Source organism: Acinetobacter sp. CIP 101966 (assembly GCF_000369725.1).
Classification (GTDB): Bacteria; Pseudomonadota; Gammaproteobacteria; order Pseudomonadales; family Moraxellaceae; genus Acinetobacter; species Acinetobacter lwoffii_Q.
The window spans coordinates 1,398,553-1,417,211 of record NZ_KB850160.1 but is presented as its reverse complement, the minus strand read 5'-3'; the positions used below and the strand labels follow the sequence as shown (position 1 = coordinate 1,417,211).

The window sequence follows — 18,659 nt, the reverse complement described above, 5'->3', positions numbered from 1 at the left end:
GGAAAAAATCAAGTGAAATTCGCCAAAAACTTAGTTGCTTGCACCTTTATAGTCAGTTAATAGCAAACCATAGGAGGTTTTCTTGTCGACATGCGAAACTTTGACTGGAAGATAGTCAAGTTTTGGCGCCAACCAGAAGATGGTCTCACGGCCTGGCTTGTTATGCTTCATCACCACTTTAATGGTATTAAAAGATCCGTATTTGGTACTTATAGTCTCTGAACCCTGTTTGACAAACTTACGGCCTTCAATTTCTTTGGCATCAGCGATATAGTAATTTGTTTTCAGGCCTGAATTTTTTAAGTCTTCACGAATTTGCAATTCTGCATTCAACTCATCCAGAACATCTGCTCTCCAGGCAAAAGAACGTTTTTCATCGTCTTTCTTGGTACTGATAGTTTTGCTGGAAGGATTAAAATTAATACTCATGGTGTTGTTATGCACCAGTACTTTACTGCTGCGACTGAAACTGCTTGATCCGATCTTGCCATTATTAAAAGTAAAGCGGCTGGTTTCGGTTGCAGAGGCAATCCCCCCGGCTTTTGCAGCAAAGACATAAGTCCAGTTATTGCCGGATTTACTTAGAGTCCGTGTTGCAGAACCCATATTCTTGCCATTATAGCTAAATTGATAACTGGCCTGGAAAGGAGTCATGGCAAAAGCCTGGCTAGAAATACCAGTGAACAGTATTGCGCTGCTCAGACCCGTGGTCATCACTAAAATTTTGAATACAGTCTTCGCCATCAGTTATTTTCCTATATTGATTCAATTGGCAAAACATATCACTTATTGCACCCTTTATTATTTGGGCAAAATATGGAAGTTGAAGGGATATTTCTGCCAAAAATGTATATTTCATGTAGTTTTATGGAACTTTTGTTCAAAGACTATGTTCGGCATAATTTAAGAAGGATCTTTCTGTTTAATGGGGGTGACCCGGTTGTCATCCATCTCGTCTTCATCCCAGTTCTCTTCCTGATCTTGGGAGAGTTTTCTAAACAGGGCGGCTAGATTGACGTTGCCAATCACCACCAGTTCGGCTTCACGAAGTACTGCGTGATTCACATGAACTTTGCCCAAGGTATCAATGACAGATCGGCTTTTACCTAACCAGCGATTTAAATCCAGATAGAGCAAGTCATCGATGACTTTAATCACGCCCAGTTTTTCCAGAATCATTCCCAAAGGATCTTTGTTCAAGATACGTTGATAGAAGAACAAGCCGAAACGCACGCCCAGTTTATACAGCATATTTGGATATTTGGCTTCAATCAGCTGAGTATCACTAATTTGCTCGAACACGATCAACTGGGTGGTTTTATTCAGTTCCATCTGTACCAGTTTCAAATCAACCGATAAAGTGACAATCAGGCCTTTATAATCCAGTGTTGCGTAGAGACGCAGCCAGTCTTCATGTAAATCTGCATGTAAGTCTTTTAGTGCATCGACATTGTCTGTGACAAAGCGCTGAAAGGTTGCATTCAGGAAAACTTGCGATAGGGGAAATTCACGCTCATCTTCAATAAATCCTTCCGCCCTCTGATACACTTGGCGGATTCGGTTGGAGATATTGGAAATTAGCGTTTGCATACTGAAGCGTCCTGGCAACTTTATTTTTGACTCGGGATGTATCTTGTCGAATTGTATGAAAAATACAAGCGTTCATGCTTGAAGTTTAGCAAAATAAATAGCACCATTTTTATAGTTTTAGTTATGTAACGTTGAAGATTTGATGGATTTGGCATTTTAAAAAGATAAATGACGAATCCGTTTATTTTTAATCTTTCAAATACTTTTTTGGGGAGCTGAACTCATTATTGAGTTTAGGCGAATGTGAAAAAACGATGATACTCATGCCTCTGGTCAGAACTTGGTGGAAAGATCCAGTGTTTAGCAGTGCGTTGCTTGCCGCAGGCATTCTGCATTTGATCGTGCTGACACTGGAATTTGGTATGCCGCAAGATCGGGATACCAGTACCAAAGAAATCGCGGTCAGCTTGCGCCAGACTGATGAAAAAATTGAGCATGCTGATTTTCTGGCCCAAACGGACCAGCAGGGTTCCGGCCAGTTTAGAGAAGCTCATCGCATGTCGAGTGATATGCCATCGCCGTTAATGGAGCAACATGCAGGTGAAGAACTGCAAGAAAGTCTAGATATGCTGCAACAGCAACAGGAACTCAGTTTTGAAGAAAAAGTCCTGATGACCACCTTGAGTTGGCAAAAGCAGGCGGAAGAAAATCAGCGTAAAAAAATGCAGGAGCAATTACAGAGCCAGTTTCAGGCCAAAGCGGCCATGGTCGCCAGTCTGGAAGCGCAATATTTACAGCGTCAGCAAAATTTCAGTCGTCAGCAAAAAATTAAGACTGTGGATGGTATTCAGTCCAAGCAGGATGTTTCGGCCGCATATCTGGAAAAGTTCCGTGAAAAAGTAGAATTTTATGGTAACCGCTACTATCCGGAAGCAGCCAAGCAGCAGAATCTGGCAGGGGAAGTGCGGCTGATGGTGATCCTGAATCAGAATGGCGGGATTCGTGCCATTCGGCTGATTGACAGTTCAGGACATGCCATGCTGGATGAAGCAGCTAAATCTTCCGTGCGCAAGGCAGCACCATTTGGTGCTTTCGACAGTAAAATGAAAGAAATTTCCGAACTGCGGGTGATTCGTACTTGGCGATTTGATCCGGCAGAAGCAGAATTTGAGGTGCGTTAGACCATTTTATTCATTTGTAAACCCTCCCTTTAACTCCCTCCCAACGGGAGAGAGAACTATCATTGAGCTATAGGTATTAAAACTCCCTCTCCTTATGGGCATAGGTATCTACACATCTATGAGATACCTAATGCCATTGTGGCTATCTCATTGAGTTCATCTATTGAATATTCCGAGAGCAGTTGAAGAGTGTTCAGTAAAATCGAAAGCCCTGCCAATAAGGCAGGTGCACTTTCCAACCTACCTCTTTTCTGCTGCCGACCTGAAAGACGGGTGAGAAATACACGAATTTTCTGATGGTGTTCATCTTCAGAACGCTGGATTCGCCAAGTTAAAACACAAGCCATACAGCTAATCAGTAACCGCCTTAAAATGGCTTCAGGTCTGGTCTGAAGCCATGCTTCAATATCATGACCTGCCTGCTTGAGCAGCTTGAAATAGCATTCAATTGTCCAGCGCCAGTAATACCAGGTCGTCATCTCTACCGTAGTAATCTCTGATGGAACATTGCTGATTAGTGACCATCTTGCGACGGTCTTATCCTGATCATCTTTCACTACGGCAACAATTAATCTGGCTTCAATCGCACTCCCTGGCTGGGGAGCAACCCGTTGGCCTGAATCGTCATTTCTCTTCGGTTTTGCTGCACGTGTTATCCGGATAGCAGTTTCTCCCACATGCAACATATGCCGGTTTCCTTTATAGGCAATCGGCTGGACCTGCTGCGTTTCTACTCGTTCTGCGGCTTCTGCAACTTTGCATGTTTTGCCCTGATGCTCAATTCGATGGCCTTCTTTCGCCCGAATCAGCCATTTAAAACCCTGGCTGCTCATTTCCCTTAGGTGGGCAATGGAGTCACCTTCACGATCAATGATATGAACACATGTTTTCTCAATGGGATATTGTTCAATCACTTTGATTTGTTCGGTAAGTGAATCTAGATGAGATTTGCGCCCAGCAGAGTGTTGACTGAATGTGGAATAGCAGCCTGAGGCATCTGATAGTGTCTGCGCCAGTGGCGCAATAGGTAGTCCCGAGGCTGCATCAACCAGCAGACTGCTTTGCAATTCATAGCCTGAATCATATTGATGGGTTCTTTGCAGGCGCTGAATTTTATGATGGTGTTTCACATACTGTAGCTGAGACCAGTCATGAACAATCAATGCATATTGATGCGGTGATGCCTTGATCTGTTCACATGCAAGATGTTCAATTGGCTGGTTTAACTGACTAAAAGAGATTTTGTCATTATTCAGGAATCGCCAGACCGCTTGTGTGGTTGCGAAACTCGACTTTTGGGCAGAAGCCAGGTCTTTGATTGCCGGAGCAAGTGAAGCAAGAGGGTTCATATTGAGCTTTACAAGGCTGTTATAGCGCTTGACAAGACGCTGATCCAGGCCAGAGATGTTAAATTGAAGAGCATGCTCTTCAATTTAACGCAAAGTTCAGGAATTGTGTAGATACCTATGCCTTATGGGAGAGGGTTGGGGTGAGGGTAAACAATAAAAAAGCAGGCCTTAGCCCGCTTTTTTATGAAGAAATTTTAGTTCTGTTCCAGATAAGGATTTTCAAAACCCAGCTTGGCCAGAATCTCGATCTCAATGCCTTCCATTTCTTCTGCATCTTCATCTGAATTTTCATGATCATAGCCCATTAAGTGCAAGGTGCCATGAACCAGCATATGGGTAAAGTGAGTCAAAGGCGCTTTGCCCTGTTCACTCGCTTCACGTAATACCACCGGAATACAGATCACCAGATCACCAATGGGAAATGCATCCAGAAACTGTGCCATTTCATCTGGAAGTTCACTCGGAAAAGACAGGACATTGGTCGGTTTGTCTTTGCCACGGTATTCCAGATTCAGTTTATGACTTTCGTCATTGTCGACACAGGCAATTCCGATTTCGCAATCACTTTGAGTGCCGATATGACGTAAAGTGGTTTCTACAACTTTTTTAATATAGGCACGTTTCAGTACCAGTTCAGGCGACTGAAAGTCCTGTTGTAAAGAAAGACTAAGTTTCAACACAAATCCTTAAGTTTAAAGCTTAATGCTGTGCGTCTGCCGCAGCATCATTTTCAGCGATCAAGGCTTCCTGACGTGCTTTTCGTTCGGCACGTGCTTCAGCACTTAAACGCTGCTGTTCACTGTCCCAGCCTTCGTAGGCTTCAACAATTTTCTGTACCAGCTGATGACGTACCACATCACGCGAATGGAAACGGGTGATATGAATTTCAGGAATTTTGTCAATCACACGTAAGGCATGTGACAGACCGGATTGCTGACCACGTGGTAAATCTACCTGAGTCACGTCACCGGTAATCACCGCTCGTGAGCCAAAACCTAAACGGGTCAGGAACATCTTCATCTGTTCTGGGGTGGTGTTCTGCGCTTCATCTAGAATCACGAAAGAATGATTCAAGGTACGGCCACGCATATAAGCAAGCGGAGCCACTTCAATCACCTGACGTTCGATCAGCTTGGCCACTTTTTCAAAGCCAAGCATTTCATACAGCGCGTCATACAAGGGACGTAAATAAGGATCGATTTTCTGGGTTAAATCTCCCGGCAGGAAACCGAGTTTTTCGCCGGCTTCAACCGCAGGACGAACCAGCAAGATACGCTGGATTTCATTGCGCTCCAGCATATCCACTGCAGCTGCAACGGCAAGATAGGTTTTACCTGTACCGGCAGGGCCAATACCAAAAGAAATATCACTTTGCAGAATGCGCTGTACATAGCGTTTCTGGTTGGCACCACGCGGGTTGATCCGGCCTTTACGGGTTTGCAGCCAGACATTGTCCAGCCCCGTATGTTCCTGATCATCCAGATCTTGCTGAAGTTCACGGTCAGTCTGGCTGCCCTGAATCATCAGATGTAAAGTATCTGCACTAATCTGCTGACTATGTTCAGATTCTTCATGAAGACGTTGCAAGAGCATTTCGGCTCTCTCAACGGCATCGATTCCACCATCAATAATAAAACTTTCTCCACGATGGGAGATTTTGACGTCTAAACGTTGTTCAATTTGCTTCAAATGGCCGTTATAGGCACCTAACATGGCTTGTATACGGTCCATCGAAATTCCAGGAAAAGCTACTGTACGTCGAATCGCTGCAGTCAAGAGTGTTCCTTATGAAGTGTGCGTTATATGCTCTACATTACGCCACGTCAGGCTCAAGATTCAAGAGCTCACCGTAAACTAAATTCAAAGTTTTAATTTCGGTAATTTCAATCTCGGCAAAGCGGCCTACCCAAGCAGGGTCACCAATAAAGTTAACATAACGGGTATTGTCCGCCGTACCGACCAGAATATTCGGATCTTTATCAGAAACTTTTTCGATCAGTACACGCTGGATGGTCCCGAGCATGGCATCCGTCTTGTCAATGCTTGAACGCTTAATCCATTGCTGAACTTTGGCCAGACGTTCTTTTTTGATATCTTCAGAGATCGTATCTTCCAGTTCTGCCGCAGGCGTACCCGGACGTTTTGAATAGATGAAACTATAAGAATGGTCGAAATCCAGATCCTGAATAAACTGATAAGTCTCTTCAAAGTTTTCATCTGTTTCACCCGGGAAGCCAATGATAAAATCTGAAGATAGGTGCATGTCAGGGCGAACTGCACGTAACTTTTTAATCTTTTCGATATAGACATCAATGGTGTGGTTACGCTTCATCGCTTGTAACACATCATTGGAACCGCTTTGTACCGGCAGATGCAGATGTGAAACCATTTGTGGCAGGTCACGATAGCACTGGATCAGGTCATCATTAAATTCCAGGGGATGCGAGGTGGTATAGCGAATACGGCCAATACCCGGAATGTCTGCAACCAAACGCAGCAAATCGGCAAAAGTACAGATATTGCCTTCGAAGGTTTCACCCCGGTAGCCATTTACGTTCTGACCCAACAGCGAAATTTCACGCACGCCTTTTTCTGCCAGACCTGCAATTTCAGCCAGGACATCATCTAGTGGACGAGAAACTTCTTCACCACGCGTATACGGCACCACGCAGAAAGAACAGTATTTGGAACAGCCTTCCATGATCGAGACAAAAGCTTTATAGCCTTCAACACGCGGTTCTGGAAGAAAGTCGAATTTCTCGATATCGGGGAAGGAAATATCCACCAGTTTGATTTTTTCTTTTTTCGGCTTTTCGATCTGCTCAAAATGCTGATCCAGCATTTGCGGCAAACGGTGCAGGGTTTGTGGACCAAAAATCATATCGACATAATTGGCACGTTTCTGGATGTTGTCGCCTTCCTGAGACGCCACACAACCACCAACACCAATAATCAGATCAGGATTTTTATCTTTAAGCTTACGCCAGCGGCCTAGCTCGGAGAATACTTTCTCTTGGGCTTTTTCACGGATCGAGCAGGTATTCATCAGTAGAATATCGGCATCTTTAGGATCGGTGGTCAGCACATAGCCATGAGAATCGCCTAACAGGTCTGCCATACGGTGACTGTCGTACTCATTCATCTGACACCCTTGTGTTTCGATGTACAGTTTCTTGACTGAAGCATCGCTAACAGGGGTGTGCGCTGGCTGGGTAACAGTGTTTTCTGAGGCAGCTGGGGCACCATTCGGAATGAAGGTTTGAACCGTCATGTAGGCTCCTACAAGGTAATACGTTGAAAGAGTGAACGAACAGCCTGATTGATGCATCAAACAGGTGAATAAAAATTCAATTCACGGACTGAAATCTTGGAAAGGCGCATATTTTAGCAGGAAAGTCGCTTAAACTTATAGCCCAAATTAACTGTGGAAAAATATTGATTTATGGGCAAAAATTGTCTGTAGATTAATATTGCTTAATCATAAGGTTACATAACTGAACAATAGAGTTGGTTATAATCTTCAAACTAGCTCTTATGATATGCAACACGGGCAAAGCACAAAACCGATGATAGAAGGCAAAGGGATGTTGAAACACACTAAAACTATGTATAAATACTATAAATTAATTACTTTAAGTGTGGCATGTATCTGTTCAGCGAGTACACAGGCAGCAGAAGAACAATTTAATGATGCCTTGCGTGCAGCCAATGCAGGTAATACTGAACTGTTACAGCAATATCGTCTGTCTATGCAGAATGATGCCTTGGGCTATTATCCGGAATACTGGATTTTAAACCAGAATCTTGCCATGCAGCCTGTCAGCCAGATTATCAGCTTTGCCCAGCGTTACCCTCAATCCGCCATGGCTGAAAAGCTGGCAGCGGACTATGTTGAAGAAAAAGTAAAAATGGCAGACTTTAGCACTGCTCAACCGGTATTGCCTTATGTAACCAATGCTGATCCTGCCGAAGCCTGTGCAGTGGCACAAGTGCGCGCCAAAGCTGGCGATGAACTGGTCTATGCCGAGTTTAAAGAAGTCTGGTTAACTACCAATAGCCAGCCTGATTCTTGTACTGGTCTAGGCCGGATGATGCTATCCAGTCCACTCATGACCTCAGAAGACCGTCAGCAGCGACTCTGGGGGCAACTTCGTGCCGGACAGTCAGGTCAGGCCATTGCGACAGCGCAAGGCATTGGTCTAAATCTGTCTCTGGCACAACTGAATTCGATTCAAGCCAATCCCACCAATTATTTGTGGTCTGCGCCTAAAAGTACTGCGGTAGAGCATGCCTATCTGATTTATGCACTCGGACGTCTGGCCGATAGCGATTTGGACTCAGCTTTGTCTATTGTCAAACGGACTGCCGAGGGTACACCAGTACAGGTACAACGCGCCTTATATCGTGCTGTCGGTTATATCGGTGGCACCACAGTCATGAAAAACAACTTCAACCGTGAAGTGTTAAATGCGCTAGATGCCAGCTATGGCCTGCCATTTAGCCCGGAAGAAGCCGAAATTTATGCACGTCAGGCCATCCGTTTTAGTGCTTGGGAAAGCCTGATTCGTGCCATTGATAGCATGAGTGTTAACCAAAAGCAGGAAGACCGTTGGCAATATTGGCTGGCGCGTGCCAGCGAACAACGTACTGATCGTGCTTCCAAACAGGCAGCAGAAAGTATTTATCGTAAGCTGGCGACCGGAGATGACTATCACAATCTTCTGGCACGCGACAAGCTGGGGCAGGTGACTGCGAGTACACCAAATCCAGCGCAGCCATCCAATCAGGCTATGCAGCGCTTGAATCAGGATATTCATTTCCGCCGTGCTTTCACCTTACGTAATATCAGCGCCCCGGAGAACTATATTAACCGGGAATGGAACTGGGCAGTGCGTCAGGCTTATCTAAAGAAGGATGATGACCTGTTGCTGGCCGCGGCAAAACGTGCCATGGATATGGGCTGGTATGATCGTGCCATTTATGCCGCTGACCGTACCGCGAACAAACATAATTATAACTATCGTTATCCAATGCCACATCAGAATTACGTGGTCAGCCATAGTCGAAATGCCGGTATAGATCCGGCCTGGGCCTATGGTTTGATGCGTCAAGAAAGTCGTTTCAATACCGTCGCACGTTCACATGTCGGGGCGGGTGGTCTAATGCAGATTATGCCGGATACGGCCAAGTTGGTGGCGCGTCAAATGGGTGAGGCTTATAATCCGGCAGCACTCACCGATATGAATACCAATATTCGCTACGGAACATTCTATTTATCTACCATTCAGCGTCAGCTCAGCAATAGTCCAGTTCTGGCAACAGCAGGCTATAATGCCGGACCAAACCGTGCCCGCCGCTGGCAGCCAGAATTTCAGGGAATGGCCGCAGATCAATATACTGAAAGTATTCCTTTACTTGAAACCCGAGATTATGTGAAACATGTCATGACCAATGCCACGCATTACGGTATTTTATTAGGACAGGGGGCACAGTCAGTGGGTAAACGCATGCAACTGATACCATTACGAAATACACAATAAAATTAAAATTATTGGGGAATGGTGACTTATTCATGAAAATAATGAAGGATCGTCGAGTCTGGGCTGGATCGGTTGCGCTTGTAGTATTGACCAGCAGTCAGGCAGCATTTGCTGCACCAACAGACTATGTCATGGATGTACAAATGGTCCCGGCCTTATGTAGCTTGTACCCGGAATATACCAAGAAGCGAAAATGTCTGGAAGGTTATTCGCTGAATATCTCCGGCTTATATCCTCAGACTACATCACAAAATTGTACGACCAATAGCTCCGCGAAACTGTCACCACTGCAGTCCAAGGTAGTGGCCAGGATCATGCCGGATGACAATACCCGGACAATTTTATGGCGCAATATCGGTGGCTGCGTGCCGATGAATGCCAGTCAATATTTCCGGACGATTATCAATTATGCAGATCGTCTCAAAGTGCCTGCAGAACTGACGGAACAGGAAAATATTACGATTTCTGTCGATACATTGCGGGCAAAATTCCTGAAAATTAATCCGCAATTACCGGGCAATGCCTTGCGATTCAACTGCCAGCAGACCCAGTCGGCCAGCGTGCTTACCTCAATCAAGGTCTGTTATCGCCCGAATGGCAATTACAAATCCTGTCCTGCCAACATTATTAATACATGTCCAAAAACTGTCACAATAAAAGGAACATACTGAGCTTTTTTGCCGATTTAATTTATATTTCCTATCAGACTTTAGGTGAAATCCGTCCTCTTTTATATGCATCTGGCAAAGGATTGGAGTACAATCTTTCGCGTTTACGATTATTAGATTAAATACTAACTATTTAATCGCATTGAATATCCTCAATTGGAGATAATTAGATGAAGCAAGCAGTTCGTGTTGCCGTTACTGGCGCTGCAGGTCAAATTGGTTACAGCCTATTATTCCGTATCGCAAGCGGCGAAATGCTAGGTAAAGATCAACCAGTGATTTTGCAATTGCTCGAAGTTCCTTTTGAGAAAGCTCAACAAGCGCTTAAAGGCGTAATGATGGAGCTTCAAGATTGTGCATTCCCATTACTAGAAGACATGATCGGTACTGATGATCCTAAAGTTGCATTCAAAGATGCTGACTACGCGCTTCTAGTTGGTTCACGTCCACGTGGTCCAGGTATGGAACGTGCTGACCTGCTTAAAGTGAACGGTGAAATCTTCATCGGTCAAGGTCAAGCATTGAACGAAGTGGCGAGCCGTGACGTTAAAGTTCTAGTTGTTGGTAACCCTGCAAACACGAATGCTTACATCGCAATGAAATCTGCTCCAGATCTTCCAGCGAAAAACTTCACTGCAATGTTACGTCTTGACCACAACCGTGCTGCATCTCAAATTGCTGCTAAAACTGGTAAAGCGGTTAAAGACATCAAAAATCTTACAGTTTGGGGTAACCACTCTCCAACCATGTATGCTGACTACCGTTTTGCAACAATTAACGGCGAAAGCGTTAAAGACATGATCAACGACCAAGAATGGAATGCAAATACATTCCTTCCGACTGTTGGTAAACGTGGTGCTGCGATCATCGAAGCACGTGGTTTGTCTTCTGCTGCTTCTGCTGCTAACGCTGCAATCGACCATATGCGCGATTGGGCTCTTGGCACGAACGGCGAATGGGTAACGATGGGTATTCCTTCTGACGGGTCTTATGGTATTCCTGAAGGCGTAATGTTCGGTTTCCCTGTAACGACTGAAAACGGTGAATACAAAATCGTTCAAGGTCTGGAAATCGACGAATTCAGCCGTGAACGTATCAACGTTACGTTGAACGAACTTGAAGAAGAGCGCGCAGCAATTGCTGACATGCTTAAATAATTTGATCTTTTCAGATTAAGTTGAAAAAGCACTCCATTTGGGGTGCTTTTTTTATATCACTCACTTTAATCAACAAAAAATAACAAGCTGTGAAGGAGAGACAACTGAGTTTTCGCTATGAGCCATCTAAGGTAGAAACAAGATTATAGATAAAAAGATGGAGGTTCAGATGTTAGAGCAACGCGCCACCTTCGAACTTTTCTTTGAACAATTGGGTCTGGATTCGAGTCCGGAAGCGATTGACGAGTTTATTAGTACGCATCAAATTGGTATGGATGTGCCACTGCATAAAGCTCCTTTTTGGAGTAAATCACAGCATGACTTTCTAATCAGTCACTGGAAGAAAGATGATGACTGGGCCATTTTTGTCGATGTGTTAAATGAACAATTACATATTGAGGCAGAGGGTTCAGGCTCCTGTGACATACCCAGCCATAAATCAACCTAAGAATTCGAATCTCAACACGCTCATAATTTAACGCTACGATGGAGTCTATTTATGCTTACGGAACAACAGTTAACTTTAGAATTATTATTTGAACAATTGGGTTTGCCTTCTGATGAAGCCTCAATTACTCAGTTTACCGATACCCATCAATTACCATCTGAAGTCGCATTGCCAGATGCCGAATTCTGGAGTGAGGGGCAAAGTGCCTTCTTGCGTGAACACTGGCACCAAGATGATGAATGGATTGTCATTATTGACAAGTTAAATCAGCTTTTACATGTGGAAAGCGACAAGCAAAGCTCTTAAATGCATTCATACAAAAAGAAACAACAAACCTAGTCAAATGACTAGGTTTTTTTTGCCTTATCTTATAAGTTAGATCTATAAATAATTACAATTTATCTGATATAAGGAGGGCGCGATGCTCGCAAAGAACCAACCATCCTTAGAGCTCTTGTTTTCTCAGCTCGGTCTCGCCAATAGTCCTGCGGCTATTGAATTGTATGTACGCACTCATCAACTGCCAGCAGGGCTGTCCTTGCACGATGCGCCGTTCTGGAATAAAGCTCAGCGCTCTTTATTGATCAGCCATCTGGTACAAGATGATGACTGGGCAATTTGGGTTGATGAACTGAATCAGCAACTGCACATGGACGCTTATAGACGTCAGCCTGCCTGATCATTTTTCCTGAGCCTTTCTAATATTTAGAATAAGACGATATAACTTGCATTAAAAAACGCCTCATCTGAGGCGTTTTTGTTCTTTGGCTTAATGCATTTTGCTTTTTAATATTTTGTTAAACCATTCGTGCTGACGATAATCATTAAATGCATGATGCTGCTGTAATAATTCCAGCTCAAATTCGGCAGTGGTGGTGTACTTACCTAACCAGTGGCGGGTCAGGGCCGGCTCATTTTTACTGGCACTGGCATAGGCCAGAAAGAAATAAATGTCCCCATGTTCATAACTGGCCATTGGCTTTAAAATTTGCTGAGTAATCAGGGCGAAATGGTGCTCTTTGGTCAATTCAAAAAACATCATATAAGCCTTGGCCAGATGCAAAGATAGGTTGATATACATGCGCAGCGGCATTTCTTCAAATTCTACCCGGCCTTGTTCCAGCAACACTACGGCTTCTTGCAGGAAATGTCGCTGTTCCTGACGCAGTTCACTTAAAGTCACCAGCTGTAAACGAAGATCAGCACGTTCAAGCGTTAATTCCGGCGTATTGCCTTTTAAATACAATTGGTCAGTTTCACCCAGACGTTGAATAATCTGTTTGGTCGTTAATCGCATCAACGCAATCCTCATTTCTCAATAATGGCTATATGAGGTTAAAAATTAAAATTTAAAGCGGCAGCGTGTCTTAGAGTAGTGAGGTATCACTTCTTAGCCAGGCGGTAATGGATAGGCGTTGCTGTTTAGAGATTAAAACTTCATGTAATAAATCGCTCTGGAACAGCGCCATTCGGTTCGGTTTTGGCTGGATAATATGCCACTGGCCATGTTTGTCCTGCAGGCGTAGTTCACCGCCCCAGTCCGTCTGCCATTGTCCATGTAAATAATACACACTGGAAATCATCCGGCCATTTTTATCTTGAGGATTGTCGCGGTGCAGGGTATAGAACTCACCCGCGTGATAGCAAGCGAAATGTGCTTCGACATCTTTGATGCCTAAATAAAACGCGCGGTTTAAAATTTGGGAAAATTGTTGAAGTGTTTGGATGTGTCGGTGGGAAATTTGAAATTCAGGTTGTAACCAAAGAATATGATCACTACGGATGTTGTTAACGACACCATTTTGAATAGCTGCATTACGAAATTCGTTTAAGTGGCTTAAGCATTCTTGACTCACTGCATGTTGATATTCGCTAGAGTAAGCATCGTCAACAATACTAAAGCCATGTTGATCTAAATCATCTAAGATTTGATCAACATTCCAATCCCCTGGGATGATAACTGCTTCCATTTTTTCAATTCTCGATAGTGTGGTAAAAAAAGGTCCGCTATTTTAGTGCAATAATCGTTTCTGAACGAAATAGTTTTTCATGTTAAAATAGCAATTGATCTTAGGAATAATTGAAACATGAATTACCGTCACTCTTACCACGCAGGCAACTTTGCCGATGTCATGAAGCACGTTTTATTGCTTCAGTTGTTGACTCGACTGAATGCAAAAGACAAACCTTATCGCTATGTAGATACACATGGTGGTGCAGGTAAATATGATTTGTCGACTGCCGAAGCGCAAAAATCAGGTGAGTTTTTAAACGGTATTCATCGTCTTATTAAGCTGGATGATTCGATCAAGCGTAATGCACCTGAAGGCGTACAACAATACTTGAAAATTGTTGAAAACATGCGTGAAAACTTTGGTAAGGGTGCTTATCCGGGTTCGCCGTGGTTTGCGCTAGAAGGCATGCGTGAAATTGATAAAGCGACCATTTTTGAAATGCAGCGTGATGTATTCCAGCAACTTCGTCATAATATTTTTGACAAGCGTGCCGGTTTGCATGAGCGTGATGCATACGAAGGTCTGTTGGCAGTCATTCCGCCAAAAGAAAAACGTGGTCTGGTGATGATCGATCCGCCATATGAACTGGAACGTAAAGATTTCCCGCAGTTGGTCGAACTGCTGGTTGCTGCGTATAAGAAATGGCCGACAGGTGTATTTGCCGTTTGGTATCCAATTAAAGACCGTGCCATGATTGAACGTTTTGAGAAGAAAATGTTTAAGACCGGTATCCGCCGTCAACTGGTGTGTGAAGTCTGTGTATGGCCGGATGATACCCCAGTAGGCCTGAACGGTTGTGGTTTGCTGGTGATTAACCCACCTTGGAAATTCTCTGAAGATGCTGATGAAGCACTACAGTGGTTATTCCCGCATCTTCGCATGAGTGAAAACGGTGGTCACGCTGCAGTTCGTTGGTTAGTGGGCGAATAATTTTTTCAAAGATCAGGTCATAGCTAGGATCGACAAGAATGACAAATATAAGCAAACCGGAACGTGACTCTTCAACTGAAGTGCCTTTCGATGGCATCACCTTTGAGGTAGAAGAAGAGGAGCATACCCAGGAAGGGCAAAAAGTTAAGCGTCGAGGCATCTATCTATGGCCGAACCTGATTACAACGGCAGCGTTGTTGTCAGGTTTCTACTCGATTATTGCCAGTATGAATGGTGATTTTCAGCAAGCTATTTATGCGATTTTTATTGCGGCATTACTGGATGGACTGGATGGACGTGTGGCACGTGCTATTGGTGCACAAAGTCCGTTCGGTGAACAATTTGACTCGCTTTCTGACATGCTGGCTTTTGGCGTAGCTCCCGCTATTTTGATGTATAGCTGGGGCTTGAGTGATTTGGGCCGTATTGGTCTGGCAGCTTGTTTTGTTTATACCGCATGTGCTGCGTTCCGTCTGGCACGCTTCAATGTACAGATTGGTGTGGTCGACAAACGTTATTTTATTGGTGTCGCAAGTCCTCTGGCTGCCATCATGATTGTGTCACTGGTCTGGGTCGGTCTGGATTTTCCAGAAATCTTTGATATTCGTGAACCTTCTCTTCAGGTCATTAATGCAGTGGTCATCATTGCGGTAGGCTTGTTGATGATTTCCAATATCAAATACTATTCATTTAAAACTGTAGAACGTAAACGGGTTCCATTTTTTGTCCTACCAATTGCCGTATTCGTCTTTGCAGCGATGACTTATAATATTCCTGTCGGCATTCTGGTCATTTCTATTCTCTATGCCTTGTCTGGTTTTGTAACCACCTTTATGGCAAAAAGATCGAGTACATTATAAAAAGATAAGGAGTCTGAGATGCGGTTTCTTCAAGATTTTTTAGATCGTTCGAAACAGCTGAATCAGACTCCTACTGTTTCGCGCCATCCCGCCTATCATGGCCCCACCTCAAAATATAAAATTATTCATCAGGGTTTGATGATCCCCGGGCTTCCGGCACCCCTCTATTATTTAAACTTTCTGAGTATTATCGGGCAACCCAATGCACCCATGCTGGCAAACCCGAGTGCAATCGAAACCACAGCCTTAGACACCGCTACCGTGATTTGCAGTTCGAGCCCACATATGGTGGGACAATTGCATCACTATTCGGTCAAGCAGGACTGTCATTTTAGATCAGGTCTGTTTCAGTTTCTGGATCGTGAGCAATTGAGCGGAAGTTTTCCAAATTTTCGTTTGCAGCGTTCTGACTCGGAACTCAGTTTTGATTTAAATATTCAAACCACTCAACTGATTTCTCATTTTACCCAAATGCGGTTTTCCTTGGCAGATCACTGGTCTTTGCTATGTCATTGTCAGGGAACGGTGAACTATAAAGCGCAGCAATATACGATCGATGGTCTTGGAAGCTTTGAATACGCGCGGAGTTTTAACTTTCCTTATCTACCTTTGGCCTTCCTGACTTATCAAATTATTAATCTCAGTGAAAACAGGCAACTGTTGTTGGCGCAGATTCGGGATGGTTTTAATCGTATTGTTCAGTCGCGGATATATCTCCGTGATTTAAAAAACATGCGGACCCAAATGTTCGATCGCAAAGTTTATTTTAAAGTTCATCGTGTTTATCCGCGTGTCACGACACCTAATGGGCAGAGTATGTATTTGCCGCGCGAATTTGAATGGTGTTATGAAAATGCAGACGGTACTTGTATCTGGGTACAAGGTCAAAGTCGTGGAGATTTTAAATTTGGCCTGGCAGCGGGCTATGTAGGAAGTTTTAGTTATCAAGTGAAAATAAATGAAGAAACTGAAAATGGGGAAGGGGGTTATTGTGAATATATAGATTGCCGGCCTTTACGCTTTCAGGAACAGAATAAAACTGAAAAAAGATTAAGTCATTTATCCAATTCAGTCCCTTTAATGCTCAAGAAATGAAGAAAATTGCGATTTTTGTAGAATAAATAAACAATCGTGATGATTTTGCTGAATTATTTAAAAATAGGGGTTGTATTGGGTTGGGAATACTGTAGAATGCACATCCATCGGCGGTGATGAAGATTAATACTTCTGATAAAACAGTGACTTAGTTAAGTTTGATTGAGTTGGGTTTTATTTGACAAGTTTAAAAATAGTTTTCATTACTGGTTGACTTTCTAGAGATAGAGAGTAATATAGCCGACCTAGCTTGCTGGTGACGAATTAGCAAGAAGATCATTAAGAGATTATGAAGAACAACTTGTGTGGATTTTTACTGGTTGATCGATCGAAATTATTTTCATTGATTGATGGTAGAAATTACTCGAAGTTTATTTGAGAAATATTTGTCAGAAAATTGATGAGCCAAGATTGGTGCCCTTTAAGGCACTACATAGTATTAAACTGAAGAGTTTGATCATGGCTCAGATTGAACGCTGGCGGCAGGCTTAACACATGCAAGTCGAGCGGGGAAAGGTAGCTTGCTACTTTACCTAGCGGCGGACGGGTGAGTAATGCTTAGGAATCTGCCTATTAGTGGGGGACAACATCTCGAAAGGGATGCTAATACCGCATACGTCCTACGGGAGAAAGCAGGGGACCTTCGGGCCTTGCGCTAATAGATGAGCCTAAGTCGGATTAGCTAGTTGGTGGGGTAAAGGCCTACCAAGGCGACGATCTGTAGCGGGTCTGAGAGGATGATCCGCCACACTGGGACTGAGACACGGCCCAGACTCCTACGGGAGGCAGCAGTGGGGAATATTGGACAATGGGGGGAACCCTGATCCAGCCATGCCGCGTGTGTGAAGAAGGCCTTTTGGTTGTAAAGCACTTTAAGCGAGGAGGAGGCTACCGAGATTAATACTCTTGGATAGTGGACGTTACTCGCAGAATAAGCACCGGCTAACTCTGTGCCAGCAGCCGCGGTAATACAGAGGGTGCAAGCGTTAATCGGATTTACTGGGCGTAAAGCGCGCGTAGGTGGCCAATTAAGTCAAATGTGAAATCCCCGAGCTTAACTTGGGAATTGCATTCGATACTGGTTGGCTAGAGTATGGGAGAGGATGGTAGAATTCCAGGTGTAGCGGTGAAATGCGTAGAGATCTGGAGGAATACCGATGGCGAAGGCAGCCATCTGGCCTAATACTGACACTGAGGTGCGAAAGCATGGGGAGCAAACAGGATTAGATACCCTGGTAGTCCATGCCGTAAACGATGTCTACTAGCCGTTGGGGCCTTTGAGGCTTTAGTGGCGCAGCTAACGCGATAAGTAGACCGCCTGGGGAGTACGGTCGCAAGACTAAAACTCAAATGAATTGACGGGGGCCCGCACAAGCGGTGGAGCATGTGGTTTAATTCGATGCAACGCGAAGAACCTTACCTGGTCTTGACATAGTAAGAACTTTCCAGAGATGGATTGGTGCCTTCGGGAACTTACATACAGGTGCTGCATGGCTGTCGTCAGCTCGTGTCGTGAGATGTTGGGTTAAGTCCCGCAACGAGCGCAACCCTTTTCCTTATTTGCCAGCGGGTTAAGCCGGGAACTTTAAGGATACTGCCAGTGACAAACTGGAGGAAGGCGGGGACGACGTCAAGTCATCATGGCCCTTACGACCAGGGCTACACACGTGCTACAATGGTCGGTACAAAGGGTTGCTACCTCGCGAGTGGATGCTAATCTCAAAAAGCCGATCGTAGTCCGGATTGGAGTCTGCAACTCGACTCCATGAAGTCGGAATCGCTAGTAATCGCGGATCAGAATGCCGCGGTGAATACGTTCCCGGGCCTTGTACACACCGCCCGTCACACCATGGGAGTTTGTTGCACCAGAAGTAGGTAGTCTAACC

General features: G+C 44.3%; 18 protein-coding genes and 1 rRNA gene. 11 read left to right on the top strand and 8 right to left on the bottom strand.

Features of this window, described 5'->3' with window-relative positions; genetic code table 11:
• Positions 1-30: 30 nt before the first annotated feature.
• Both F891_RS12870 and F891_RS12865 read right to left on the bottom strand, forming a co-directional pair.
• A complete protein-coding gene (locus F891_RS12870) occupies positions 31-744 on the bottom strand; it encodes a DUF3108 domain-containing protein (protein WP_005263720.1) in 714 nt (237 codons plus the stop codon).
• 159 nt (positions 745-903) lie between these two features.
• On the bottom strand, positions 904-1,590 hold the full coding sequence (locus F891_RS12865; protein ID WP_005263717.1) for a hypothetical protein: 687 nt from the start codon (positions 1,588-1,590) through the stop codon (positions 904-906).
• A gap of 263 nt (positions 1,591-1,853) precedes the next feature.
• On the opposite strand from F891_RS12865, the gene F891_RS12860 reads away from it, so the two are divergent.
• Positions 1,854-2,711, top strand: coding sequence for an energy transducer TonB (locus tag F891_RS12860; RefSeq protein ID WP_171066348.1), 858 nt, complete (start codon positions 1,854-1,856; stop codon positions 2,709-2,711).
• Positions 2,712-2,827: 116 nt separating this feature from the next.
• Here the strand turns inward: F891_RS12860 and F891_RS12855 are convergent, their stop codons facing one another.
• The 4 genes from F891_RS12855 to miaB form a co-directional block, all read right to left on the bottom strand.
• Positions 2,828-4,060, bottom strand: a complete 1,233-nt coding sequence (locus F891_RS12855; RefSeq protein ID WP_004730312.1) for a transposase — start codon at positions 4,058-4,060, stop codon at positions 2,828-2,830.
• Positions 4,061-4,254: 194 nt separating this feature from the next.
• Complete coding sequence (gene ybeY / locus F891_RS12850; RefSeq protein WP_005263715.1) at positions 4,255-4,737, bottom strand: rRNA maturation RNase YbeY; 483 nt, start codon at positions 4,735-4,737, stop codon at positions 4,255-4,257.
• A 22-nt stretch (positions 4,738-4,759) separates the two neighbouring features.
• Positions 4,760-5,836: a PhoH family protein gene (locus F891_RS12845; protein WP_004281434.1), complete on the bottom strand. Its 1,077-nt coding sequence runs from the start codon at positions 5,834-5,836 to the stop codon at positions 4,760-4,762.
• Between the two features lie 37 nt (positions 5,837-5,873).
• Positions 5,874-7,331 (bottom strand): tRNA (N6-isopentenyl adenosine(37)-C2)-methylthiotransferase MiaB, encoded by a 1,458-nt coding sequence (gene miaB / locus F891_RS12840; RefSeq protein ID WP_005108632.1) that lies wholly within the window; start codon positions 7,329-7,331, stop codon positions 5,874-5,876.
• Between the two features lie 334 nt (positions 7,332-7,665).
• On the opposite strand from miaB, the gene F891_RS12835 reads away from it, so the two are divergent.
• From F891_RS12835 to F891_RS12810, 6 genes are all read left to right on the top strand, one after another.
• Positions 7,666-9,600: a lytic transglycosylase domain-containing protein gene (locus F891_RS12835; RefSeq protein ID WP_171066358.1), complete on the top strand. Its 1,935-nt coding sequence runs from the start codon at positions 7,666-7,668 to the stop codon at positions 9,598-9,600.
• Positions 9,601-9,632: 32 nt separating this feature from the next.
• A complete protein-coding gene (locus F891_RS12830) occupies positions 9,633-10,271 on the top strand; it encodes a ribonuclease T2 family protein (protein ID WP_005263713.1) in 639 nt (212 codons plus the stop codon).
• A gap of 167 nt (positions 10,272-10,438) precedes the next feature.
• Positions 10,439-11,425, top strand: coding sequence for a malate dehydrogenase (locus F891_RS12825; protein ID WP_004281429.1), 987 nt, complete (start codon positions 10,439-10,441; stop codon positions 11,423-11,425).
• Between the two features lie 169 nt (positions 11,426-11,594).
• Complete coding sequence (locus tag F891_RS12820) at positions 11,595-11,873, top strand: DUF2789 family protein (protein ID WP_004645104.1); 279 nt, start codon at positions 11,595-11,597, stop codon at positions 11,871-11,873.
• 51 nt (positions 11,874-11,924) lie between these two features.
• Positions 11,925-12,179, top strand: a complete 255-nt coding sequence (locus F891_RS12815) for a DUF2789 family protein (protein WP_004732206.1) — start codon at positions 11,925-11,927, stop codon at positions 12,177-12,179.
• 115 nt (positions 12,180-12,294) lie between these two features.
• A complete protein-coding gene (locus tag F891_RS12810) occupies positions 12,295-12,552 on the top strand; it encodes a DUF2789 family protein (RefSeq protein WP_004645106.1) in 258 nt (85 codons plus the stop codon).
• Positions 12,553-12,642: 90 nt separating this feature from the next.
• Here F891_RS12810 and F891_RS12805 read toward each other — a convergent pair whose 3' ends face one another.
• Together F891_RS12805 and F891_RS12800 are read right to left on the bottom strand one after the other, a co-directional pair.
• Complete coding sequence (locus F891_RS12805) at positions 12,643-13,170, bottom strand: hypothetical protein (RefSeq protein WP_004281425.1); 528 nt, start codon at positions 13,168-13,170, stop codon at positions 12,643-12,645.
• Positions 13,171-13,240: 70 nt separating this feature from the next.
• Positions 13,241-13,843: a 2OG-Fe(II) oxygenase gene (locus F891_RS12800; protein ID WP_005249951.1), complete on the bottom strand. Its 603-nt coding sequence runs from the start codon at positions 13,841-13,843 to the stop codon at positions 13,241-13,243.
• Positions 13,844-13,960: 117 nt separating this feature from the next.
• Here F891_RS12800 and F891_RS12795 point away from each other — a divergent pair, with 117 nt between their 5' ends.
• From F891_RS12795 to F891_RS12780, 4 genes are all read left to right on the top strand, one after another.
• Complete coding sequence (locus F891_RS12795) at positions 13,961-14,818, top strand: 23S rRNA (adenine(2030)-N(6))-methyltransferase RlmJ (RefSeq protein ID WP_004281423.1); 858 nt, start codon at positions 13,961-13,963, stop codon at positions 14,816-14,818.
• A gap of 38 nt (positions 14,819-14,856) precedes the next feature.
• Complete coding sequence (pssA, locus tag F891_RS12790) at positions 14,857-15,678, top strand: CDP-diacylglycerol--serine O-phosphatidyltransferase (RefSeq protein ID WP_005108642.1); 822 nt, start codon at positions 14,857-14,859, stop codon at positions 15,676-15,678.
• An 18-nt stretch (positions 15,679-15,696) separates the two neighbouring features.
• A complete protein-coding gene (locus tag F891_RS12785) occupies positions 15,697-16,773 on the top strand; it encodes a DUF6670 family protein (RefSeq protein ID WP_005249954.1) in 1,077 nt (358 codons plus the stop codon).
• Between the two features lie 441 nt (positions 16,774-17,214).
• Positions 17,215-18,659, top strand: a 16S ribosomal RNA gene (locus F891_RS12780).

Bases quoted from the DNA above. Each gene is read 5' to 3' on its own strand.
- F891_RS12820 (WP_004645104.1), top strand. From the start codon at position 11,595: ATGTTAGAGCAACGCGCCACCTTCGAACTTTTCTTTGAACAATTGGGT.
- F891_RS12855 (WP_004730312.1), bottom strand. From the start codon at position 4,060: ATGAACCCTCTTGCTTCACTTGCTCCGGCAATCAAAGACCTGGCTTCT.
- F891_RS12800 (WP_005249951.1), bottom strand. From the start codon at position 13,843: ATGGAAGCAGTTATCATCCCAGGGGATTGGAATGTTGATCAAATCTTA.
- F891_RS12810 (WP_004645106.1), top strand. From the start codon at position 12,295: ATGCTCGCAAAGAACCAACCATCCTTAGAGCTCTTGTTTTCTCAGCTC.
- F891_RS12865 (WP_005263717.1), bottom strand. From the start codon at position 1,590: ATGCAAACGCTAATTTCCAATATCTCCAACCGAATCCGCCAAGTGTAT.
- F891_RS12835 (WP_171066358.1), top strand. From the start codon at position 7,666: ATGTATAAATACTATAAATTAATTACTTTAAGTGTGGCATGTATCTGT.
- F891_RS12870 (WP_005263720.1), bottom strand. From the start codon at position 744: ATGGCGAAGACTGTATTCAAAATTTTAGTGATGACCACGGGTCTGAGC.
- miaB (WP_005108632.1), bottom strand. From the start codon at position 7,331: ATGACGGTTCAAACCTTCATTCCGAATGGTGCCCCAGCTGCCTCAGAA.
- F891_RS12795 (WP_004281423.1), top strand. From the start codon at position 13,961: ATGAATTACCGTCACTCTTACCACGCAGGCAACTTTGCCGATGTCATG.
- F891_RS12815 (WP_004732206.1), top strand. From the start codon at position 11,925: ATGCTTACGGAACAACAGTTAACTTTAGAATTATTATTTGAACAATTG.
- F891_RS12860 (WP_171066348.1), top strand. From the start codon at position 1,854: ATGCCTCTGGTCAGAACTTGGTGGAAAGATCCAGTGTTTAGCAGTGCG.
- F891_RS12805 (WP_004281425.1), bottom strand. From the start codon at position 13,170: ATGCGATTAACGACCAAACAGATTATTCAACGTCTGGGTGAAACTGAC.
- F891_RS12825 (WP_004281429.1), top strand. From the start codon at position 10,439: ATGAAGCAAGCAGTTCGTGTTGCCGTTACTGGCGCTGCAGGTCAAATT.
- F891_RS12830 (WP_005263713.1), top strand. From the start codon at position 9,633: ATGAAAATAATGAAGGATCGTCGAGTCTGGGCTGGATCGGTTGCGCTT.
- F891_RS12785 (WP_005249954.1), top strand. From the start codon at position 15,697: ATGCGGTTTCTTCAAGATTTTTTAGATCGTTCGAAACAGCTGAATCAG.
- pssA (WP_005108642.1), top strand. From the start codon at position 14,857: ATGACAAATATAAGCAAACCGGAACGTGACTCTTCAACTGAAGTGCCT.